At 69.5% G+C, this 19,577-nt stretch carries 18 protein-coding genes; 12 read left to right on the forward strand and 6 right to left on the reverse strand.

Annotation, left to right across the window (positions count from 1 at the left end):
- The first annotated feature begins 323 nt into the window (after nucleotides 1-323).
- The 4 genes from RPQ07_RS01880 (at nucleotide 324) to RPQ07_RS01895 (ending at nucleotide 6,427) form a co-directional block, all read left to right on the forward strand.
- Nucleotides 324-770, forward strand: a complete 447-nt coding sequence (locus tag RPQ07_RS01880) for a PaaI family thioesterase (RefSeq protein ID WP_313942198.1) — start codon at nucleotides 324-326, stop codon at nucleotides 768-770.
- Between the two features lie 105 nt (nucleotides 771-875).
- The gene (locus tag RPQ07_RS01885; RefSeq protein WP_313942199.1) at nucleotides 876-1,487 is read left to right on the forward strand and encodes a helix-turn-helix domain-containing protein; all 612 of its coding nucleotides are present in this window, start codon (nucleotides 876-878) and stop codon (nucleotides 1,485-1,487) included.
- Nucleotides 1,488-1,590: 103 nt separating this feature from the next.
- Nucleotides 1,591-2,466: a class I SAM-dependent methyltransferase gene (locus RPQ07_RS01890; RefSeq protein WP_313942200.1), complete on the forward strand. Its 876-nt coding sequence runs from the start codon at nucleotides 1,591-1,593 to the stop codon at nucleotides 2,464-2,466.
- Between the two features lie 589 nt (nucleotides 2,467-3,055).
- The gene (locus RPQ07_RS01895; RefSeq protein WP_313942201.1) at nucleotides 3,056-6,427 is read left to right on the forward strand and encodes a CARDB domain-containing protein; all 3,372 of its coding nucleotides are present in this window, start codon (nucleotides 3,056-3,058) and stop codon (nucleotides 6,425-6,427) included.
- Nucleotides 6,428-6,506: 79 nt separating this feature from the next.
- Here the strand turns inward: RPQ07_RS01895 and RPQ07_RS01900 are convergent, their stop codons facing one another.
- Nucleotides 6,507-7,076: an RICIN domain-containing protein gene (locus tag RPQ07_RS01900; protein ID WP_313942202.1), complete on the reverse strand. Its 570-nt coding sequence runs from the start codon at nucleotides 7,074-7,076 to the stop codon at nucleotides 6,507-6,509.
- Between the two features lie 161 nt (nucleotides 7,077-7,237).
- Between RPQ07_RS01900 and RPQ07_RS01905 the strand changes: the two genes are divergently transcribed.
- From RPQ07_RS01905 to RPQ07_RS01915, 3 genes are all read left to right on the forward strand, one after another.
- Nucleotides 7,238-8,368 carry a sensor histidine kinase gene (locus tag RPQ07_RS01905; RefSeq protein WP_313942203.1) on the forward strand — a complete coding sequence of 377 codons (1,131 nt, stop codon included), beginning with the start codon at nucleotides 7,238-7,240 and terminating at the stop codon, nucleotides 8,366-8,368.
- Nucleotides 8,356-9,006 (forward strand): response regulator, encoded by a 651-nt coding sequence (locus RPQ07_RS01910; protein ID WP_313942204.1) that lies wholly within the window; start codon nucleotides 8,356-8,358, stop codon nucleotides 9,004-9,006. The genes RPQ07_RS01905 and RPQ07_RS01910 overlap by 13 nt, the downstream gene beginning before the upstream one ends.
- A 141-nt stretch (nucleotides 9,007-9,147) precedes the next feature.
- Nucleotides 9,148-9,339 (forward strand): hypothetical protein, encoded by a 192-nt coding sequence (locus tag RPQ07_RS01915; protein WP_313942205.1) that lies wholly within the window; start codon nucleotides 9,148-9,150, stop codon nucleotides 9,337-9,339.
- A 133-nt stretch (nucleotides 9,340-9,472) separates the two neighbouring features.
- Here the strand turns inward: RPQ07_RS01915 and RPQ07_RS01920 are convergent, their stop codons facing one another.
- The gene (locus RPQ07_RS01920) at nucleotides 9,473-9,646 is read right to left on the reverse strand and encodes a hypothetical protein (protein ID WP_313942206.1); all 174 of its coding nucleotides are present in this window, start codon (nucleotides 9,644-9,646) and stop codon (nucleotides 9,473-9,475) included.
- 400 nt (nucleotides 9,647-10,046) lie between these two features.
- Between RPQ07_RS01920 and RPQ07_RS01925 the strand changes: the two genes are divergently transcribed.
- Nucleotides 10,047-10,544, forward strand: a complete 498-nt coding sequence (locus RPQ07_RS01925) for a pyridoxamine 5'-phosphate oxidase family protein (RefSeq protein ID WP_313942207.1) — start codon at nucleotides 10,047-10,049, stop codon at nucleotides 10,542-10,544.
- Nucleotides 10,545-10,755: 211 nt separating this feature from the next.
- Complete coding sequence (locus tag RPQ07_RS01930) at nucleotides 10,756-12,183, forward strand: alpha/beta fold hydrolase (protein WP_313942208.1); 1,428 nt, start codon at nucleotides 10,756-10,758, stop codon at nucleotides 12,181-12,183.
- 103 nt (nucleotides 12,184-12,286) lie between these two features.
- On the opposite strand, the gene RPQ07_RS01935 is transcribed toward RPQ07_RS01930, so the two are convergent.
- Nucleotides 12,287-12,892, reverse strand: a complete 606-nt coding sequence (locus tag RPQ07_RS01935) for a class F sortase (RefSeq protein WP_313942209.1) — start codon at nucleotides 12,890-12,892, stop codon at nucleotides 12,287-12,289.
- A 67-nt stretch (nucleotides 12,893-12,959) separates the two neighbouring features.
- Nucleotides 12,960-13,658 (reverse strand): hypothetical protein, encoded by a 699-nt coding sequence (locus tag RPQ07_RS01940; protein WP_313942210.1) that lies wholly within the window; start codon nucleotides 13,656-13,658, stop codon nucleotides 12,960-12,962.
- Between the two features lie 476 nt (nucleotides 13,659-14,134).
- Here RPQ07_RS01940 and map point away from each other — a divergent pair, with 476 nt between their 5' ends.
- Nucleotides 14,135-14,902: a type I methionyl aminopeptidase gene (gene map, locus RPQ07_RS01945; protein ID WP_313942211.1), complete on the forward strand. Its 768-nt coding sequence runs from the start codon at nucleotides 14,135-14,137 to the stop codon at nucleotides 14,900-14,902.
- Between the two features lie 193 nt (nucleotides 14,903-15,095).
- Here map and RPQ07_RS01950 read toward each other — a convergent pair whose 3' ends face one another.
- Nucleotides 15,096-15,461, reverse strand: coding sequence for a DUF1801 domain-containing protein (locus RPQ07_RS01950; RefSeq protein ID WP_313942212.1), 366 nt, complete (start codon nucleotides 15,459-15,461; stop codon nucleotides 15,096-15,098).
- A 390-nt stretch (nucleotides 15,462-15,851) separates the two neighbouring features.
- Nucleotides 15,852-16,757, reverse strand: a complete 906-nt coding sequence (locus tag RPQ07_RS01955; protein ID WP_313942214.1) for an ADP-ribosylglycohydrolase family protein — start codon at nucleotides 16,755-16,757, stop codon at nucleotides 15,852-15,854.
- A 358-nt stretch (nucleotides 16,758-17,115) separates the two neighbouring features.
- Between RPQ07_RS01955 and RPQ07_RS01960 the strand changes: the two genes are divergently transcribed.
- Together RPQ07_RS01960 and RPQ07_RS01965 are read left to right on the forward strand one after the other, a co-directional pair.
- Nucleotides 17,116-18,909 carry a sensor histidine kinase gene (locus RPQ07_RS01960; protein ID WP_313942215.1) on the forward strand — a complete coding sequence of 598 codons (1,794 nt, stop codon included), beginning with the start codon at nucleotides 17,116-17,118 and terminating at the stop codon, nucleotides 18,907-18,909.
- On the forward strand, nucleotides 18,906-19,562 hold the full coding sequence (locus RPQ07_RS01965) for a response regulator transcription factor (protein ID WP_313942216.1): 657 nt from the start codon (nucleotides 18,906-18,908) through the stop codon (nucleotides 19,560-19,562). Before RPQ07_RS01960 ends, RPQ07_RS01965 begins: the two co-directional genes overlap by 4 nt.
- The last annotated feature ends 15 nt before the right edge of the window (nucleotides 19,563-19,577 follow it).

A 19,577-nucleotide genomic window follows, 5' to 3' on the forward strand; every position in this document is an offset into this window, starting at 1 on the left:
CTCGACGGGGGGCGGGGGGCCGTTGCGTGGGTCGCCGGTGACGTTCCGGCTCCGTGGTCCGCTGTCGGGGAACAGCCCTGTCTCCTTCTTTGTGCACATCGGCAGCGTGCACGGCGTCCGGAGGCGACGGGGTGCCCTCTGCACGTATTCATCCCTTCGTGATCGTCCCCGCCCGTCGTGCGATCCGGCCGCACATCGCCCACGGGCGTCCGCCAGTGGATGACCGGGTCCAACCGGGTGAGCCGCCGCGGGTGAGCGACAGGCGAAGGGAACCAGAGGGAAAGGACGGACGGCACCGGACAGCAGCAGCCCAGGGAGACGCGATGAGCGAACGATCAGGCCCGTTCTGGGATGGAGTGAACGGGCGCTCGCCGATGCCGCGTGCGGCGGCCACCCTGGGGTGGGAGTTCATCGACGCGGACGTCGACAACGGCACGATTCGCGTGGCCTTCCACGCGACCGAGGACTTCATCAATCCAACCGGCAACGTCCTGGGGGCCTTTCTCGCCGCGATGCTCTACGACACGGTCGGCCCTGCTCTTCTCGCCACCCTCCAGCCCGACCAATTTCAGTCCACCCTGGAGTTCAAGGTGTCCTTCCTCCGCCCGGTCCGCCCCGGACGGCTCTTCGGGAACGGCCGCGTGGTGCATCGCGTGGGCGATATCGCCCACCTCGAAGCCTCGCTCACCGACGCCGACGACATCGTGATCGCAACAGCCAGCGCCACGGCTCGCGTCATCCCGCTCAGCGGCGCGGAAACCATGCCGTGACACTGCTCAACGCGCGTTCCCGCCGGGCGGGAAGGGCCGGCCGGCTTCGCTGATGCGATCGGAGCACCTGAACCGGACTTGCATTCAGAGCATACGATGTTGCCCATGACGCAAAGCGATGGCGAACTGGACAGCCTGGTACGCAAACGCATCCGGGCTCTGCGCGTGGCGCAGGGCTGGTCCCTGGAGGAACTGGCCACCCGCGCGAACGTCAGCCAGTCCACCCTCAGCCGCATCGAGAACGGTCAGCGCCGGCTCGCACTGGATCAGCTGGTCATCCTCGCCCGCGCCCTGGACACCTCGCTGGACCAGCTGGTGGAGACCGCCTCCGACGATGTGGTCACCAGCCCGACGATCGACAGCGTCCACCGGCTGATGCGCTGGCCCATCAAGGCGGAGCCCGGCATGAGCGTCATGCGTCAGCGTCTGACGGAGCCACCGCCCGACGATCCCTCGCGCATGCGCGCCCACCCGGGCCGCGAATGGCTCGTCGTCCTCTCGGGCACCGCGATCCTCATGCTGGGCCACCGCCGCTTGCGCATCGAGACCAACCAGGCCGCGGAGTTCCCCACGATGCTCCCCCACGCCATCGGCACCGAGGGCGGCCCGTGCGAGATCCTGGGCATCTTCGACCGTGACGCCCGACGCGGGCACCGGCGCGACAGCGGCAGCAAGGGCCCCGGCAGCGACTACGCATCGGACGGCTCCTGTACGTGAGCTGTCCGCATGCCCTTGCGTGTGCGGCACGGCAGCCGACCTCTTCCTTGCCAATACGGCATGAGGTCGTGCCATGTACGCAATGGCGTTCTAGCGTGAGGGCATGAGCCACGCAGAACCACACACCCACGACCACGGTGCGCACCACGGCCACCAGCACGTCGCCGACTCCGGCGGTCAAGCCGAGATGCTCGACCTGGACGCGGAAGTCCTCGCCGAGCACATCGCCGCCATCACCGCATGGCTGCCCATCGAGGCCGCACCGCACGAGATCGTGGACCTGGGCTGCGGCACCGGAACCGGCACCTTCGCCCTGCTCGACCGCTTCCCCGAGGCGCACATCACCGCCGTCGACTCCTCGGCCGACCACCTTCACCGCTTGCGGACGAGGGCACGCGCCGAGGGGGTGGAGGAACGCGTGCGCACCGTTCTGGCCGACCTCGACGCCGCGGACTGGCCCCACCTCGGCACGCCCGATCTCGTGTGGGCCTCCGCCTCGATGCACCACATGGCCGACCCCGACAGCGCCCTGCGCCACGTCCACGACGCCCTCGCGCCCGGCGGCCTGTTCGCCGTCGTCGAACTCGCAGGCTTCCCCCGCTTCCTGCCCGAGAGCGCACCCGAGGAACGTCCCGGCCTGGAAGACCGCTGCCATGCCGCGACCGACCGCTTCCACGCCGAGCACGTCCCCCACCGTGGCGCCGACTGGGGACCGAAGCTCACCGCCGCCGGATTCGCTCTCGAAGCCGAACGCACCATCGCGGTGAACATCGAGGACGGCCCGACCGAGGCGATCGGCCGCTACGCGCTGGGCTCCCTGCAACGCATCCGCGGTGTCGCCGCTGCATCGCTCGCGCCCGAAGACCTCGCTGCTCTCGACCGACTGCTGGATACCAGCAGCGGCCACAGCATCCTGCGTCGCACCGACCTGGTGGTACGCACCGAACGCACGGTCTGGGCCGCACGCCGCAAGAACTGACCTGCCTTGCCGAAGCTTTCGCGTGCGAGGGGCCGCGGGCAGTGACCCGCGGCCCCTCGCACGCGGTTGCGGGCACCGACAGCTCGCCGTTGCCGCGGCTGCGCGCCGCCATCTCCTCGCCATCCAGCCCCACTGATCGGCCTCACCGGAGCGGCCCGATCCCCGGCCGCGCACTCCCGCCTTGCCCCTTGGGCCCGTCCGCACCGACCGGGAGGCCTTGGGCCCGCCGCCCGCTCACCCTCGGCAGGCGCGTCCACTGCCTACAGCCGGAACACAGGTTCACCCCGCCGACCTGGCGAAACTGTTGGTGCCAACTCGCTTGCGTGTCAGTGCCGTTGACAAAGTGGCCACCTGGTAGAAACCTGTCACCCTGTCGCTGCAAAATTTTGACTGATTAACTCAAAAGTTCTAGAGAACCCCTCAACTGCCTCGCCTTCTAGATGTCAGGTACCTGGCGAGTTACGTGGTCGCCGTCCCCTCGGCGCACCGGTCCGTCATGCAAGTCGCCCTGCCCCAACGCCTCGAACGGCGCCACCTGCGGGCGCCGAGCCGCGCGCCCGGACACCGGATCACGAAACAAGAGGACACCATGAAACTGAGACACCACGGCTGGCGAGTGATCGTCGGCATGGTGCTGGCGGGCCTGATAGGCGTCGGGCTGCTGCCCGCTCCCGCCCACGCCGCGGAAGGGCCCAACCTGGCCCTCGGCAAGTCCGCCCGCGCAGGCGGCAGTCACGGCAACTACCCGGCCGGCAACGTCACCGACGGAAGCCAGGCGTCGTACTGGGAAGGGCCCGCCGGCGCGCTGCCTCAATGGGTGCAGGTCGACCTCGGCGCGAACGCGGAGATCAGCCGGGTGGCGCTCAAGCTGCCGTCGACCTGGGAAGCCCGCAACCAGACCCTGAGCGTGTCGGGAAGCACCGACGGATCATCGTTCGCACCGCTGTCGGCCTCCGGCGCGCGTGCCTTCGATCCGGCCGGGGCGAACACCGTCAGCATCCCCGTCACGGCGACCACGGTCCGCTACGTGCGCGTCCAGGTGTCGGCCAACAGCGGCTGGAACGCCGCCCAGTTGTCCGAACTGGAGGTCTACGGCGAGGACGACGGGCCGGGCGAGCCGCCCGTCACCGGTTCCAACCTCGCCCGCAACAAGCCGATCGAGGCGTCGTCATTCACCCAGACCTATGTCGCCTCCAACGCAAACGACGACAGCCCGGCCACCTACTGGGAATCCTCCGGCTTCCCGTCGACCCTCACGGTGAAGCTCGGCGCCAACGCCGATGTCGAGGCGGTCGTCGTCAAACTCAACCCGGACCAGGCATGGGGACCGCGGACCCAGGCCATCGAAGTGCTCGGGCGTGAGCAGTCGGCGTCCGGCTTCACCTCGCTGAAGGCGCGCGCCGACTACGCGTTCAGCCCCTCCTCCGGAGGCAACAGCGTCACCATCCCGGTGACCGGCCGCTACTCCGACGTACAGCTGAAGTTCTTCTCCAACTCCAGCGGCTTCGGGGCACAGGTGGCCGAGTTCCAGGTGATCGGGGCCCCGGCACCCAACCCGGACCTGACGATCACCGATCTGACCTGGGCCCCGGCCTCACCGTCCGAGACGGACGCCGTCGAGGTCAGCGCGACGGTCCGCAACGCCGGAAGTGCCACCTCCCCCGCCACGTCGGTGAACGTGAGCCTCGAAGGCGCGGCAGCCGGTTCGGCGCAGGTGGGCACGCTCGCCGCCGGCGCCTCCACGATCGTCAAGGTTCCGGTCGGCAAGCGCGCCATGGGCAGCTACACCGTGTCCGCCGTGGTCGACCCGGCGGGAACCGTCGTCGAGCAGGACGACACGAACAACAGCCGCACCGCGTCCTCGAAACTGGTCGTCGGGCAGAGCCCCGGACCCGACCTCACCGTCACCGCGATCACACCCAACCCGGCCGCTCCGGCAGTGGGCGCGCAGGTCTCCTTCACCGTCACGGTGGACAACCGCGGCACAAGCGGTGTCGCGGCCGGGACCGTCACACGCCTCGCCGCCGGGAACACCACTCTGAACGGAACGGCGGGAGCAATCGCCGCAGGCGCGAGCGTCACCGTACCGATCAACGGCACGTGGACCGCGGCGAGCGGCGGTGTCACCCTCACCGCGACGGCCGACGCGACGAACACCGTCACGGAGACCAACGAGAACAACAACGTCCTCGCACGCTCCCTGGTCGTCGGACGCGGTGCCGCCGTGCCCTACACCGAGTACGAAGCCGAAGCCGCCCGCTACCAGGGCACGCTCCTCACCACCGATGCCAAGCGGACCTTCGGGCACACCAACTTCGCCACCGAGTCCTCCGGACGCCAGTCGGTGAGGCTCACCACCACCGGGCATTTCGTCGAGTTCACCTCGGCCAACGCCGCCAACTCGATCGTCGTGCGCAACTCGATCCCCGACGCGCCCTCGGGCGGCGGCGCCGAGGCGACGATCAGCCTCTACGTCAACGACACCTTCAGCCGCAAGCTCACCCTGTCCTCCAAGCACAGCTGGCTGTACGGAAGGACCGACGACCCCGAGGGCCTGACCAACACGCCCGGGACCGACGCCCGGCGCCTGTTCGACGAGTCCCACGCCCTGTTGTCACAGAGCTACCCGCCCGGCACGAAGTTCCGCCTCCAGCGCGACGCCGGCGACTCGGCCTCGTTCTACATCATCGACCTGATCGACCTCGAGCAGGTGGCGCCGCCGAGCGCCCAGCCGGCCGGCTGCACCTCGATCACGAACTACGGTGCCGTACCGAACGACGGCCTCGACGACACCGACGCCATCCAGCGCGCCGTGACCGCGGACCAGCAGGGTGACATCAGCTGTGTGTGGATCCCGGCGGGCCAGTGGCGCCAGGAGCAGAAGATCCTCACCGACGACCCGCTGAACCGGGGCACACACAACCAGGTGGGCATCCGGGACGTCACCATCCGCGGCGCGGGCATGTGGCACTCGCAGCTGTACACCCTGACGCCGCCGCACCAGGCGGGCGGGATCAACCACCCGCACGAAGGCAATTTCGGCTTCGACATCGACCACAACACCAAGATCTCGGACATCGCCATCTTCGGTTCGGGCACCATCCGGGGCGGCGACGGCAACCACGAGGGCGGCGTCGGTCTCAACGGCCGGTTCGGCAAGGACACCAAGATCACCAACGTGTGGATCGAGCACGCCAACGTCGGTGTCTGGGCCGGCCGGGACTACTCCAACATCCCTGAACTGTGGGGACCGGGCGACGGCGTCGAGTTCAGCGGCATGCGGATACGCAACACGTACGCCGACGGCATCAACTTCGCCAACGGCACCCGCAACTCGACCGTCTACAACTCGTCCTTCCGTAACAACGGTGACGACGCTCTGGCTGTGTGGGCCAGCAAATACGTCAAGGACACCTCGGTCGACATCGGCCATGACAACCACTTCCGCAACAACACCATCCAGCTGCCGTGGCGCGCCAACGGCATCGCGGTCTACGGCGGATACGGCAACACCATCGAGAACAACATCATCGCCGACACCATGAACTACCCCGGCATCATGCTCGCCACCGACCACGACCCGCTGCCCTTCACCGGCCAGACCCTCATCGCCAACAACGCCCTGTACCGCACGGGCGGCGCGTTCTGGAACGAGGACCAGGAGTTCGGCGCGATCACCCTCTTCGCTCAGGGGCAGGGCATCCCGGGTGTCACCATCCGTGACACGGACATCCACGACTCCACCTACGACGGAATCCAGTTCAAGACGGGCGGCGGAGAGATGCCGAACGTGAAGATCACCAACGTCAGGATCGACAAGTCCAACAACGGCTCCGGCATCCTCGCGATGAGCGGTGCCCGGGGCAGTGCGACCCTGACGAACGTGACGATCACCGACTCGGCGGACGGAGACGTTCTCATCGAGCCCGGATCGCAGTTCGTCATCAACAGAACCGGCTGATCGGCCAGCCCCAGGGGCATCGGAGCACGAAGGTGGGCCGCGCCGGGTATCCGGCGCGGCCCACCTCCGGCAGGAGCGCTCAGCCCCAGACGCTGGTGTAGTTGTACTGACCGTCGTAGCGAGGCGTCCACAGGCTCGGGTACGGCTCGGTGATGTTGCCGCACGCCCGGAGCTGGATCGCGCTGCGCTTACCGGTGTCGTGAAGGCACTTGCCGCTGGCCGCCTCGACGATCTCCCAGTGGTCGCTGCCGCGGTCCACCCAGCGGAAGTGCTGGCCCGGCCCCTGACAGTGCCCCAGGACGATCGGTGTGTTGTCGGCGGTCGAGGCGTTCTGCGCGCCGATGCAGTACTTGCCGTACACCCCGATGAAGAAGAGCCCGGGAGTGCCCGACGGCATGAAGTAGAAACGCTGGTGCAGCCGGCCCTTGCAGTCGAAGCGCTGGATGACGGCGCCCGGGTTCTGCGATTCGCCCCGCACATCCATGCACTGCCACGAGTACGAGGCCCGCATCTCGTAGATGGCGGCATTGTTGATCCACGCCGTGTAGCGGATCGGCGGATCGGCAGCACTCGCGCTGCCGGGGATCAGCAGAACAAGCAGTGATGCCAGGACCGCGAGTATCCCTCCGCGGTGCACACTTCGAGCCACTGTGACTCCTTCTTTGCCCGGATTGCGATGGGCGCCGCGACCCGACGTAGTGGTGTGATGGCTCGTCGTGTCCGGCGCCGGAACGCCCCGAAACCTAACGGTTCTCGTCGTCCGGCTGTACCGCCGGTTCAGGGGGGTTGCGTGCACTGGGGAGGCATGCGGTGAGAGTGGGGTCGGGCCTCCAACGGGCCCAGACGTTCATGGTTCTGGCCACCGGTCTGTACCGGGCCAGCCACTTGGCGGTCGGCGTGCTCGCCGTCGTGCAGCATCACCGGGAGAGCCCCGTGGCATGGCTTGCGCTGGCGGTTGCCCTCGCCGTGAGCGTGCTGGTCTTCGCCACGGCCCGGTCCCGAGGCTGGTTCGGCACCTGGCCCCCGTTGGCGGACGTCGTCGTCGTGGGTTGCGTCCTGCCGTTCGCGGTGTACGCGGGCGGTATGCACCGCACGGAGGACATCGCCTGGGTGATGCTGCTCGGCGGTTCGGCCAGCGCGATGGCGGCCGTTGCGTTCGCGCGTCCGGCAGCGGTGGCCGGCGCGGTCGGGGCGCTGGCGGTGACACACGCCGCCGGGTACTGGCCGACCGGCGCGGACATCGCCGTGATCGCCGCACACCTCAACGCCATCCTCTCGTCGGCCGTTCTGGCCCGGGTCTTCTGGTGGTACCTGCGCCGACAGGGCCGCGCCCTGGACGAGGCGACCGCCCAGGCCGTCGCCGCCGAGGCCGGCCGGGCTCGCTACGCCGAGCGGATCGCGCACCACCGCGCCCTGCACGACACGGTGCTGGCGACGCTGACAGCGATCGCCCGCGGCCACGCCGACGCCGACGCACCGCCTGTACGGGAACGCTGCGCCCGGGAAGCCGCCTACCTCCGCCGGCTCATTCAGCAGCACGCCGAGGAGGAGAGAGCACCGGGTACGGCGGCGGCGATGGAACGGGCCGTACGGTCGTCGGAGAACCTGGGACTGCGGGTGAGCGCCCAGTACGACAACCTGCCGGAGATGCCGGCGCACGCGGCCGAGGCTCTCGCCGACGCGACCACCGAGGCATTGAACAACGTGCTACGGCACGCGGGGACGGGGCACGCCCATGTCACCGTCGTCGGCGAGGGCGGTGGTGAAGCGGTGGTGGTGACGGTCGTCGATCAGGGTGTCGGCTTCGAGCCGGCCACCGTGGTCAAAGGGCTCGGACTGCGCTCCTCGGTGCACCTGCGGATGTCCGAGGCGGGCGGCGCAGCGGTCGTCGACAGCGCACCCGGCGAGGGCACCCGCATCGAACTGCGATGGCCCGCGTGATCACCGTCGCCGTGGTGGACGACGACCGGATGCTCCTCGACGGACTGAGAGTCTGGCTCGACGGAGTCGCGAACGTACGTCTGGCAGCGGCGGAGTGCACGGTCGACGGCCTCTTCGCCGGAACGCAGGCGGCGACGCTGCCCTATGACGTGGTGCTCCTGGACCTGGTGCTCGGCGACAACTCACAGTCCTCGGACAACATCCGGCGGCTGCGGGCCGCGGACAGCCGTGTGCTGGTCATCAGCACGGTGGCGGACCGCCGGCGGATCATCGCCGCGATCGCGGCGGGCGCCGACGGCTATCTGACCAAGAGCCACGATCTGCCGACGCTCGTCGGAGCGATCGAGCAGGTGGCACGAGGCGAGACGGTGCACTCCGCAGAACTGGCGTTCGCCTGGGCGCACGACAGCGCCCCCGACCGGCCCGGACTGTCACCCAAGGAACGCGAGGTGCTCCTCGGATACGCCTCGGGACTCACCCTGAAGGCCACGGCCCGCCGCGCCGGTGTCAGCCCGCACACGGCCAAGTACTACCTGGACCGGGTGAAGGAGAAGTACCAGCAGGCCGGACGCCCGACCTACACCAAGATCGACCTCGCCGCGCGGGTGCGGGAGGACGGCTGGGCAGCCGAGGGGTAGCGCGTCACCGGTCTGTCAGCGGCGGTGAAAGCGCGCGGCTCGGAGGAGACGGTGACCGGCCTGAGAGCTCTGCTCGGCCGAACATGGAAGAGTCGGCCCCGGGTACTCGGCGCCGCATCACCCCCGAGCTGTGGAGATGCCATGACAGGAAGTACGGGCGACCGGCGAACCGCGCGATTCTGCAAGGCATGCGGCACGCCCGCCGGGAACGGCAAACTGTGCGAGCACTGCGGGGCGGCTCTCGACCTGCCCGACCCGGCCGGACTGGTCGAAGACGAAGGAGCGGCGGCACGACGCACCGTGGAGGGGCGGGACGACGGCCCGGAGAAGTAGCGCACCGGCAGACGGGCATCCTGCATCGCGACGGCGGCGTTCCCGGCCGGACAACCAGCGGCACGGGGCGAGGCCCCGGCTCTTGACCTCCGCCGGGGCCTCGCGACGTACCGGCTCTCCGGCCGGCTCTGACTCAGTGCTTGAAGGTGTCCTTCGACTTCTCCTTGGCCTCACGGGCCTTGCCGCGGGCCTCCAACGCGCCGCCCTTGGCCGCGGTGGTCTCGTTGCCCATCGCGTGGGCCGCCTTCCGCAGGGCCTTACCGACGCCCTGCTCAGCCTTGGCCTTGGCCTTTTCTCCGGCACTCATGTCGGTCCTTTCGTAGAGCCACTCATCGACCCGCCTGCCCCTCGCCCGGGAGTTGAACCGGATCCCGTCTGCGAACCTGTGGGACGCTCGTGGCGCTGTGCGCCTGCGGGCATGCGCTGAGTCACTCCGGCCGCCACAAGCCCCTGAAGGGACGCCTTCGACGGGCCGACGGCGGTCCTCCCGTGGCGGGCAGGCCCCATGGAGCACCTGGGCCATGTGCATGGTCCGCCCACCAGCGTGCCCCGACGTCGTCAGGCGATCTTCAGGTGTCGTGGCGATCGAGCTCAGCAAAGTCTCGAGAGCTCGCGCGCCTCGGATGTCGAGAACGTCCGGCCCGCTCCGTCCCAGGGACACGCGCGGCCACGGAGACGCGCTCGACAACGACGAAGGAGCGATCACCATGCAGCCGAACGAGATCACCGAGATCCTGAACCGACCGATGAGCCAGGAGCTGCTGGCCCGCGACCTGACCCGCATGGCCTACGTCGCCAAGGACGGCACACCGCGCAGTATCCCGATCGCGTTCACCTGGAACGGCTCGGAGATCGTCCTGTGCACCACGAAGAACGCCCCGAAGCTGCCCGCACTGCGCGAACACCCGGCGGTTGCCCTGACCATCGACACCGAGGTCCACCCGCCGAAGATCCTGCTCATCCGCGGGCGGGCCGAGCTGGACGTCGTCGACGGCATCCCGGACGAGTATCTCCGGATGAACGGCAGCTATGAGATGACACCCGAGCAGCGCATCGAGTGGGAGGCCGAGGTCCGCTCGCTCTACGACGGCATGGTCCGGATCGTCGTCACCCCGACCTGGGCGAAGCTCATCGACTTCGAAACCACCTTGCCCAGCGCGGTCGAAGAGCTGATCCGGCAGCGGGCCGAACGTCAGGGCGTGTGAGATCAATGCGGCCAGAACGCGCGCTTCCGCGGACCGCACCACGTTTCCGGGCTCCCACCGGGCCGGCTGCTTCGCAACGGCCGTGTCCCTGACGGGACAACTCCGCGCCGCAGGGTTCGGCCGTCCTCGTACCGCCGAAGAGGGGCCGTTCGGAGGACCGTCGGGAGTGGCGGGTGGGCCAGGGGTGGAGCCTGCTCCTACGTTCGGGCGCATGACGAACACACCCACAGACCGTGCGCAGGCGCCCACCCGGCGCGGCGCGCTCGCCGGGCTCGCCGCCGGGGCGGGGGCAGTCGTGCTGTCGGCGGCGTCGACCGCCTCGGCGAACTCGTCACCCGCGTCCGTCACGGGGCGTGGCGCCGACGGCTCCGCCCCGCCCCCGGGGCCTGACGCGTCGCCGACGCCTGGTGCCATGCAGTTGTTCACGGACCCAGGGCTGAACTTCGGCGCGCTGCTCGCGCTCGGCGGCGCCGGGTTCGGTTCGTCCGAGGTCGGCGAGGTGCTCACCGCCGTCAACGCCATCAATGCCGCCGGGGCGAACGAGCAGACCTACACGGCCGAGTTCCGCCAATGGGGAGAGCGGTTGACGGCTACCGCCTCGCGGCACCGCCAGACACGTCGTGCCCGCTCGCTGCGCGGCGCCCAGTACTTCGGCCAGGCGCTCTTCTTCGTACTCGGCTCGGACACCCCCGGTGACGAGAAGAAGCTCTATCTGGCGGGACGCCGGGCGTGGGACACCTTCGCCCGGCTGTGCACCCCCGCGGCGATCACCGACGACGTCCCGTACCAGGACGGGGTCTCGATCCCTGTCTGGTTCTTCCGCCCCGACGACTCCGGCAGGCCCCGGCCGACCGTCATCCTCACCAACGGCAGCGACGGTCCGAACGTCGACATGTGGACCTACGGTGTCGCAGCCGCGCTCGCCCGCGGCTGGAACGCCCTCGTCTACGACGGCCCCGGCCAGGGCCAGCTGCTCTTCGTCGACCAGGTCGTCTTCAGCCCGCGCTGGGAGCAGGTGGTCTCGCCGCTCGTGGACTGGCTGGAGCGTCGCAAGGACGTCGACGTCCGCCGTATCGCGCTGACCGGCCTCTCCATGGGCGGCAACCTCGCGCCGCGCGCCGCGGCGTTCGAGCACCGGATCGCCGCCCTGGCCGCACTGCCGGGCTGTCTCTCGCCGTGGCTGGGCTTCCCGGAGGAGCTCCGGGCCATCGTGACTCCCGACAAGGAGGAGACCAACCGCATCTGGAACGAGGAGGTCGCTCCCCAACTGACGCCGTCCGAGCAGTTCGTGATCAAGAAGCGGATCGAGCCCTTCTCGATCCCCGCGATGCTCGCGGCCCGGCAGGGGCAGCTCTTCACCGACTTCTGGACTCCGGCGCAGCGGATCATGGCGCTCGACATCACCGGGATCGTACGCCGCATCGAGTGCCCCACGCTGGTTCTCGACTACGAGGACGAGGCCTTCTATCCGGGTCAGCCACGTGAGTTCTTCGAGCTGCTGCGCACCCGCAAGGAGTACCGGCTCATGCGGGCGGCGACCGGCGCCCAGTTGCACTGCTCGCCGATGGCGCCCCAACAGCACTGTGAGGTCGTCTTCGACTGGCTGGAGGACACCCTGGGCCGGGGTGACCGCCGGTAGTCGGTGGGCGCCGGGAGCTGACGTCAGGTCAGGTTCATCGACTACAGCGAAGGGGTTGGTTCATCGGCAGCATGGCCGAGGAACCAACCCCTTCCGCCTGACGCTAGACCCCTAGCTTCTTCATCGAGGTCAGATGTGCGAAGACGACGACGTTGGCCGAGTAGCCGCTCTTTGCGTTGAACCGTCCACCGCACGTCATGAGTCTGAGTTCCGGACGAGCCGTGGACCCGTACACCTTGTCGTCCGGGAACTTGTCCTTCGTGTACGTCTTCACCTCGTCGACGGTGAAGACCGCGACGCGCCGGTCGGCCCGGTTGACCTTCACCTTGGCACCTTTGCGCAGCACGTTGAGGTTGAGGAAGATCGCCGGTCCCGTGCGGGTGTCGCGGTGCCCGACGAGCAGGGCAGTACCCGCGTCACCGGGCGAGGGACCGTTGCGGTACCAGCCCACCTGCATCGGCTTGTTCAGCGGCGGGGTGCCGAGTCGGCCCTTCTTGTCGAGGCTGAGACCGGTGATCGGGGCCTCGATGAAGATGGTGGGAATGGTGACTTTCACCGGCCGCGAGCCCACCAGAGGTTCCTGCGAGGGCTGTTGTGACGGTGGGGCACCGCCGCCCGCGGCGTCATCGGCGCGGACGGCGGTGACCGAGGAATCGTCCGACGAGTCCGAGCACACCCATACGATGCCGGTCAGCAGCGCAAAGGTCACGGACAGCGTCAGAGTGAGACGGCATGCGCGACTCGGTCCCCGCCGTCGCGGCCGTCGGCTGTGGGCCCTATGCCTCGTTGCGGGCACGACGCCGTGCGGATCGGCGAACCATGACCAGGGCCGCTACTCCGGCCGCGCCGACGGTCAGGGCGGCGGGCGTGGCGAGGCTCGACTCGTTCTCGGTGCCGAGGTTCTCCATGTCCGGGACGCCACCGGCACCGGCGGGTACCGCACCGGAGGGCTTGCGGTACTCCCCGCCCTTCTCGCCGCTCTCCCCGTTCTCACCGTTCTCCCGGTTCGCACCGTTCGCACCCGGGCCGATCTCCGCGGGTCGGTTGCTGTCGCCGCGCTGGGCGCAGTCGACCTTGAAGGCCCTCTGCTTCGGGCCCGACGGGACGGTCCACACCAGCTGGTACGTCCCCTCCGGGAGGAGGTATCTGTCGCTGCGCGCCGCGCCGTTCACGAGGGGCAGCGTGCTGGCCAGGGTGTCGCCCGGGGGAGTCGTCGGGGGCTGCGCGGTGATCGTCCACGGCACGGAGGGGTACGACTCGAAGTTGGTGGCGACGAGGTTGAACGCACAGACCTCGACTCCGTTTTCACCGCGCGAATGCCAGCCGGCCGAGGAGACACTGAGGTCACCACTGTCTCCGGGCGCGGCGTAGGCGGCGGGTGCGCCGATCACGGTGACTCCAGCGATGGCGACTGCGGCGGCCACCGTGGTGCCCGCACGAACGCCGCCGAGGCGGAGGGAAGCGGAAAGCTGCATGCTGAACTCCTTCGAGCCGGGATGATTGTCATACAGATCAGCCGTCGCCCATGAGATGCCATGAACCTTCGGAAGAAGGTGTCAAAACACCACAAAGCTCTTGCAATTACCCGACTGGCCGATAGCGGCACCGGAGTGGACGCGCGCCCGACCCGCGTGCGGCCTGCGCCGCCGCACCACATCACGGACGTCGGCACCTCCGGCCGGCCGGCGCGTGTCGGGTCGCGCCGACACGCGGCGACCAGGTCAGCCACCGCCGGGCACAGGGCGCGAATCGCAGATGCCGCACCCAAGAAGGCCGTGAGTCAGCGCCGGGCCGGCCTCGACCCTGCTGAGGATTCACCGGACACACGGCGGCCGCCACCGCCCGACCCTGCACGGACCCCAGCCCTCCGCACCCGGAGGACCCCTCACCCATACCCGTGATACTAATACCGGTATAAGTATTGGGCAGCGCACACGGCAGGGAGCCACGCATGGTGGAGATCAAGACCGACACGGCACTGGAGGCAATGCGGGAAGCCGGGCGCGTCGTCGCCCACGCACTTGCCGCCGCCCGTGCGGCGGCAACCGTGGGAGTTCGCCTGCGAGAGCTCGACGAAGCCGCCCGCAGCGTGCTCACCAAAGCTGGAGCACGTTCTCCGTTCCTGGGCTACCAGCCCTCCTTCGCCCCCGTCCCCTTCCCCGCCACACTCTGCACGTCCGTCAACGACGCCGTCTCGCACGGCATCCCCGACGACTACCGTCTGCGCGACGGCGACCTGGTCAGCCTCGACTGCGGAGCCGAGCTCGACGGCTGGACCGGCGACGCGGCGATCAGCTTCACCGTCGGCACCCCTCGCCCCGCCGACCGTGAACTCATCGCCGCCACCCGGCAGGCCCTGGACGCCGGCATCGCCGCCGCCACCGTCGGCCACCGGATCGGGGACATCTCCCATGCCATCAGTACGGTCGCCCGCAAGGCCGACTGCGGTATGCCGTCCGACTTCGGCGGCCATGGAATCGGCCGCCAGATGCACGAAGACCCCCACGTCCCCAACCACGGACGACCCCGCCGCGGCTTCCCCCTGCGCCACGGCCTCACCCTCGCCATCGAACCCATGTTCATGGCCGGAGGGCACAACGAGTACTACACCGACCACGACGGATGGACGCTGCGCACGATCGACGGCAGCCGAGCCGCCCACTTCGAACACACCATCGCCATCACCGAGGACGGCCCTCGCATCCTCACCCTGCCGTGACCTCGGGACCGCTCACCTCCGAGAGCCGGACGCGCGGCCACGCCGACCACCGAACACGGCTTGAACGGCGCGTGGGAGCAGGCCAGTTGGCTGCCACCAGCGGCCGGCGCGCGGTCCGCTCGGCTTCCGCCCCGACGGCTCGCGCCGGTCCACCTGCTCACCCGTCAGATCGCCGCGAGACCATCAACGGCAGTCAGCAGACCTCGCCCGGCCCCTTCGCCGTAGCCCTCAACATGTCCCGCACCAGCTCGAAGTCGATCTTCTCCGGCTTACGGAAACGCAGGCAGCCCTTACCCATGTCATGGCCCGCCAGCCGGTCGGCAAAGGCATCGCGGACGCCCTCCCGCAGCACATAGACGGAGATGTACTGCTTCTGGCTCGCGAAGGCGATCTCCGCCGTGCCGTCCCGCTCATAGGCAGGCATGCCGTATGCCATCACCTCGGCGAACCCCTGGAGCTCCCCACGACACAGCTCACGCAGCCGGGTCAAGGCCTCTCTGCGGTCCTCGGGGACCTCCGCGAGGTAGCCGTCCACGTCGTCAGCCTGGCTCTGCACCATGATCCGACCTTACTGCGCACGAGAGTGTGATCGACAGCCCGAACCTGCACCTCGAGCCGTCGGTGAGCCTCCTGCTCCACACCGACGGCATCACCGAGGCACGGGGCACCTCGAACGACCATTCGGCGAGGAACGCCTTGCGGACGCCTTGAACCGGCCCGGCGAGAGATACACAGCGCAGGACGCGATCGACGCCGTCACCGAGGCCGTCGGGTTTTCACCGCCGGCAACCACATGGACGTCGACCAGGCTGCCCTCGTCCTGACCGCGACTTCCGCCGTCGGCCTCACCACCACCGCCTGAGCAGAGGGTGGTGGGGCCCGACCTCGGGGTGCGACCTGACCAGCGCGGCAGCGGACGAGGCCTGCCTCCCACGGCCCCCGGGGCCTCTCAGCCGATGGGAAGTGCCTCGCGGCGTGCCAGCCACTCAGGCGGCACCTCGTCCACGCCCGTACGCGCCCCCACGATCCCGCCCGTGATCGCGCACGTCGTGTCCACGTCGCCGAGGCCTTCGGCCGTGGACCACAGCGCCGCCTCCAGGTCGTCCTGGTGGCGCGCGGCTGTCCAGACGGCGAACGCGACCGTGTCGTCGGCGCGGATGCGCTGTCCGTTGCCGAGGAGGTCCGCCGCCTTCCACGGCGCGGTGGTGAAGGGGAGCCTGGCGGCCCGGAGGAGACCGTCACGGACCGGACCGGGCGGCGTGCGGTCGGCGACGGACCGGATGGTCAGTTCACCGCGGGTCGACAGGGCCGCGGCCGTGGCCACCGCCACCGCGCCGGCCACCCCGTCGGGGTGCGCATGGGTCACCCGGGCCGACAACTCGGCCTGACGTGTGACCAGTTCGAGGTCGGCGGCGAACCAGGCGCCCAGCGGTGCGACCCGCATGGCGGCGCCGTTGCCGAGACTGCCGCCGTCGAAGAGTTCGGGCGCGTGACGGCGCCAGCTCGCCGGATCGTCCAGCAGTCTCGGCAGGAGGAGGTGCATGCCGTGGCCGTAGCCGCGGCCTTGATCCGCGTCGAAGGTGAGCGCGAAGCAGGCCGCAAGCCGCTCCTGGTCGATCTCGCCGAAGCGGTCCAGCACTTGATGGACGGCGAGAGCCATCGCGGTGTCATCGGTCCAGTGCCATTCGGGTTCCTCGGGCGTGCGCCGGGCCCGGATCTCGTCGGCGGCCCGCTCCCGCTCACGAAAGAGAGGGAACCAGCGCTCCCCGAACGCGTCCCCGAGAGCGAGACCTTCGAGGCTGCGGCGAGCGGCTTCGCGATCGGCTCGCGCAGGAGTGGCAGTCATGGTCGCCATGCTGCCGTGCGAGCCGTGTCGCGTACATCCGTTTTCGCGGAGAGGCCCCTGAGCTGCCCCGGAGGAACACCCTGTGCCCCCTTCCTCTCATCGAAGGGTCGCCGCGATGAGCCGAGCCGCCCGATGGGCACGCCGCCGAAGCCGACCCGGCCGCTGTCGGGCAGAACGAGCCCGAGTGCCGTGCGCATCAGGGTGGACTTGCCGGCGCCGCAACATGGCGGGAACGGCAGGGAATCCGCACGGGAGAGCGCGTCTGCCGATGGGTCCGGTCCGGGATTCCGGACGTATGCCGATCGGCGCGCGGGGAGGGCCGATCGGCAGACCGGAGCAGCGGACCGATGCCATACCGTTCCGGTGCATGGCGAACTTCCCCGGCCGACGCCGGATACGCACCGAGATCGGCATGGCCCGGGCGCGACTGCGCACCGCCGGCCGGCGGACGAAGGTTCGGCAAGTCGTCCTGGCCGCCGTCGCGTTCGCGGCGGCGTTCGTCCTCTCCGACGGCGGACCGGCACTGAGTGCGGCAGCCGGTGCCGTGATCGCGGCCGCGTTGCCGGCACGGTGGGTCTGGCCGTCGCTCGCCCTGCTGTCGGTGAGCGTGCTGCCCGCATCGCTGGCCGTACTGTTCGCGCTGCCGATGGTCGCCTACGGGGTGGGGCGCCGCGTCGGGCCTTCGCCCCGCAGAGCAGGCGTACTCGGGCTCGCCTCCGCTCTCGTCCTGGCCGTCCCCTTCGTCTGGTCCGACGAGGACTCGTGGGAGATCACCGCGATCGGCGCTGCGACGTCCCTGGTCCTCCTCCTTCTGTTGCCGGCGGGGCTGGGAGTCGTCGCAGGTGAACGGGCAAGCCGCCTCTCCACGCTCCGGGAACGCAACGCCCTTCTCGAGCAGGCCCACCGCCTCAGCCACGCCCAGGCGGTACTGCAGGAACGGACACGGATCGCCGGCGAGATGCATGACCTCCTCGGCCACCGGCTGAGCCTCATCGCGTTGTATGCCGGCGCTCTGGAGATGCGCACTCAGGCAGGCGGGCCGGACATGGGCAAGGAGGCCGCACTGGTCCGTACGACCGCGAAAACCGCTCTCGACGAGCTGCGCGGGATCCTCGGCATCCTCCGGGTCGACGCGCAGCCGCGAAACTCCGAAGGACCCGACGACGATCTGGGCACCCGCGCCGACCTGGAGGGGCTGGTCGAGGCGTCTCGCCACGGCGGCCTGCCGGTCGAACTGCGCTGGAGCGGCGACGACCTGGCAGGCATCGACGCCCACACGCGCCGAGCGGTCCACCGGGTCGCACGCGAGGCACTCACCAACGCCCACAAACACGCCCCGCAATCCCGCACTCTGATCAGCGTGGACCGCGATGCTGCGCAGGTCCGCGTGCAGGTCTCCAGCGAGTTGCCCCACGACGGTCCGACTACGCCCCGAGCCCCCGGGACCGGTCTCGGACTGGTCGGGTTGCGTGAGCGGGTGCGTCTGGCCGGTGGCACGTTCAGCGCCGGCCGTGAGGAACACGGCGACCGGTTCGTCGTGACCGCGCAACTACCGACGACCCCGCCCACCCGGCCGCCGCACCCGGCGGCGGTAGAACCGCTTGGCGGTACAGAGTTGACGGGTGCGGGTGCCGATCCTGCGTGGTCGCACGGCGCAGGACCGCACGGCGCAGGACCGGACGGCGCGTGGGCCGATATAGGGACAACGCAGGCCGGAGAAGGGGGTATCGGTCTTCCCGCGCTCCCGGCAGCCGGGCCGCGGAGTGGGATGAAGGACTCTACGAAGATCGTGCTGATCGTCGTGGCCGGGGTGCTCGTCCTCCTCCTGGGCGCCGTCGCCCTGCTCGGCTACGAACTGTGGTCGTGGACACGGGAGATGCGGACGATCCCGGCAGCGACGTACCACTCCGTCGCCCTGGGCCAGAACCGGGAGCAGGTCGAACAGCAGATCGGCGACAGCAGCCCTCTCGCCCGGGAAACGGTCACCGCCGATGAACCGGCCGTTCCCACCGGCGCCGGATGCAGCTACGTGTTCACCGCGCCCGGCGGCCGGTCCGACCCAACCGCCGTGTACCGTTTCTGCTTCGTCGACGGGACCCTGATCGAGAAGAAGCAGATCCCCATCCCTGAAGAGATCCCCAGCCCGGGAGGCCAACGGTGATCCGAGTGGTCCTCGTGGACGACGAAGCCCTGATCAGAACGGGCATACGGCTTGTGCTGGAGACAGCCGGAGACATCGAGATCGTCGGAGAGGGCGGGGACGGCCACGAAGCAGTCGAGCTGATCCGCCGTCACCGCCCCGACGTCCTCCTGCTCGACATCCGGATGCCGAAGCTGGACGGACTGACCGCCGTGGCGGAGATCACCGAACTGGGCTCGAGCACGCAGGTGGTCATGCTCACCACCTTCGGCGAGGACGAGCACGTCGCCAGAGCCCTGCGCGCCGGCGCGGCCGGATTCCTGCTCAAGGACACCCCGCCGATCGAACTCGCGCAGGGTGTCCGCGCTGCCGCGCAAGGCCAGGCCATTCTCTCGCCGCAGGTCACGCGACAGGTCATCGACAGGTACATCGGACCCGAGGACAACCGCGAACACGAGGCGAAACGACGGCTACAGGTCCTCACCGACCGGGAGCGGGAGGTCCTCGTGCTGCTCGGTGGCGGGGCGTCGAATGCGGAAATCGCCCGGGCGCTGTTCATGGGAGAGGGCACCGTCAAAACCCACGTCAGCCGGATCCTCGCCAAGCTGGACTGCGGTAACCGGGTCCAAGCCGCCATCCTGGCGCACGATGCACGGCTCGTCCGGCCCCGTTGACCGGTCTCCCGCGCA

The organism is Streptomyces sp. AM8-1-1, assembly GCF_032229325.1.
Taxonomy (GTDB): Bacteria; Actinomycetota; Actinomycetes; order Streptomycetales; family Streptomycetaceae; genus Streptomyces; species Streptomyces achmelvichensis.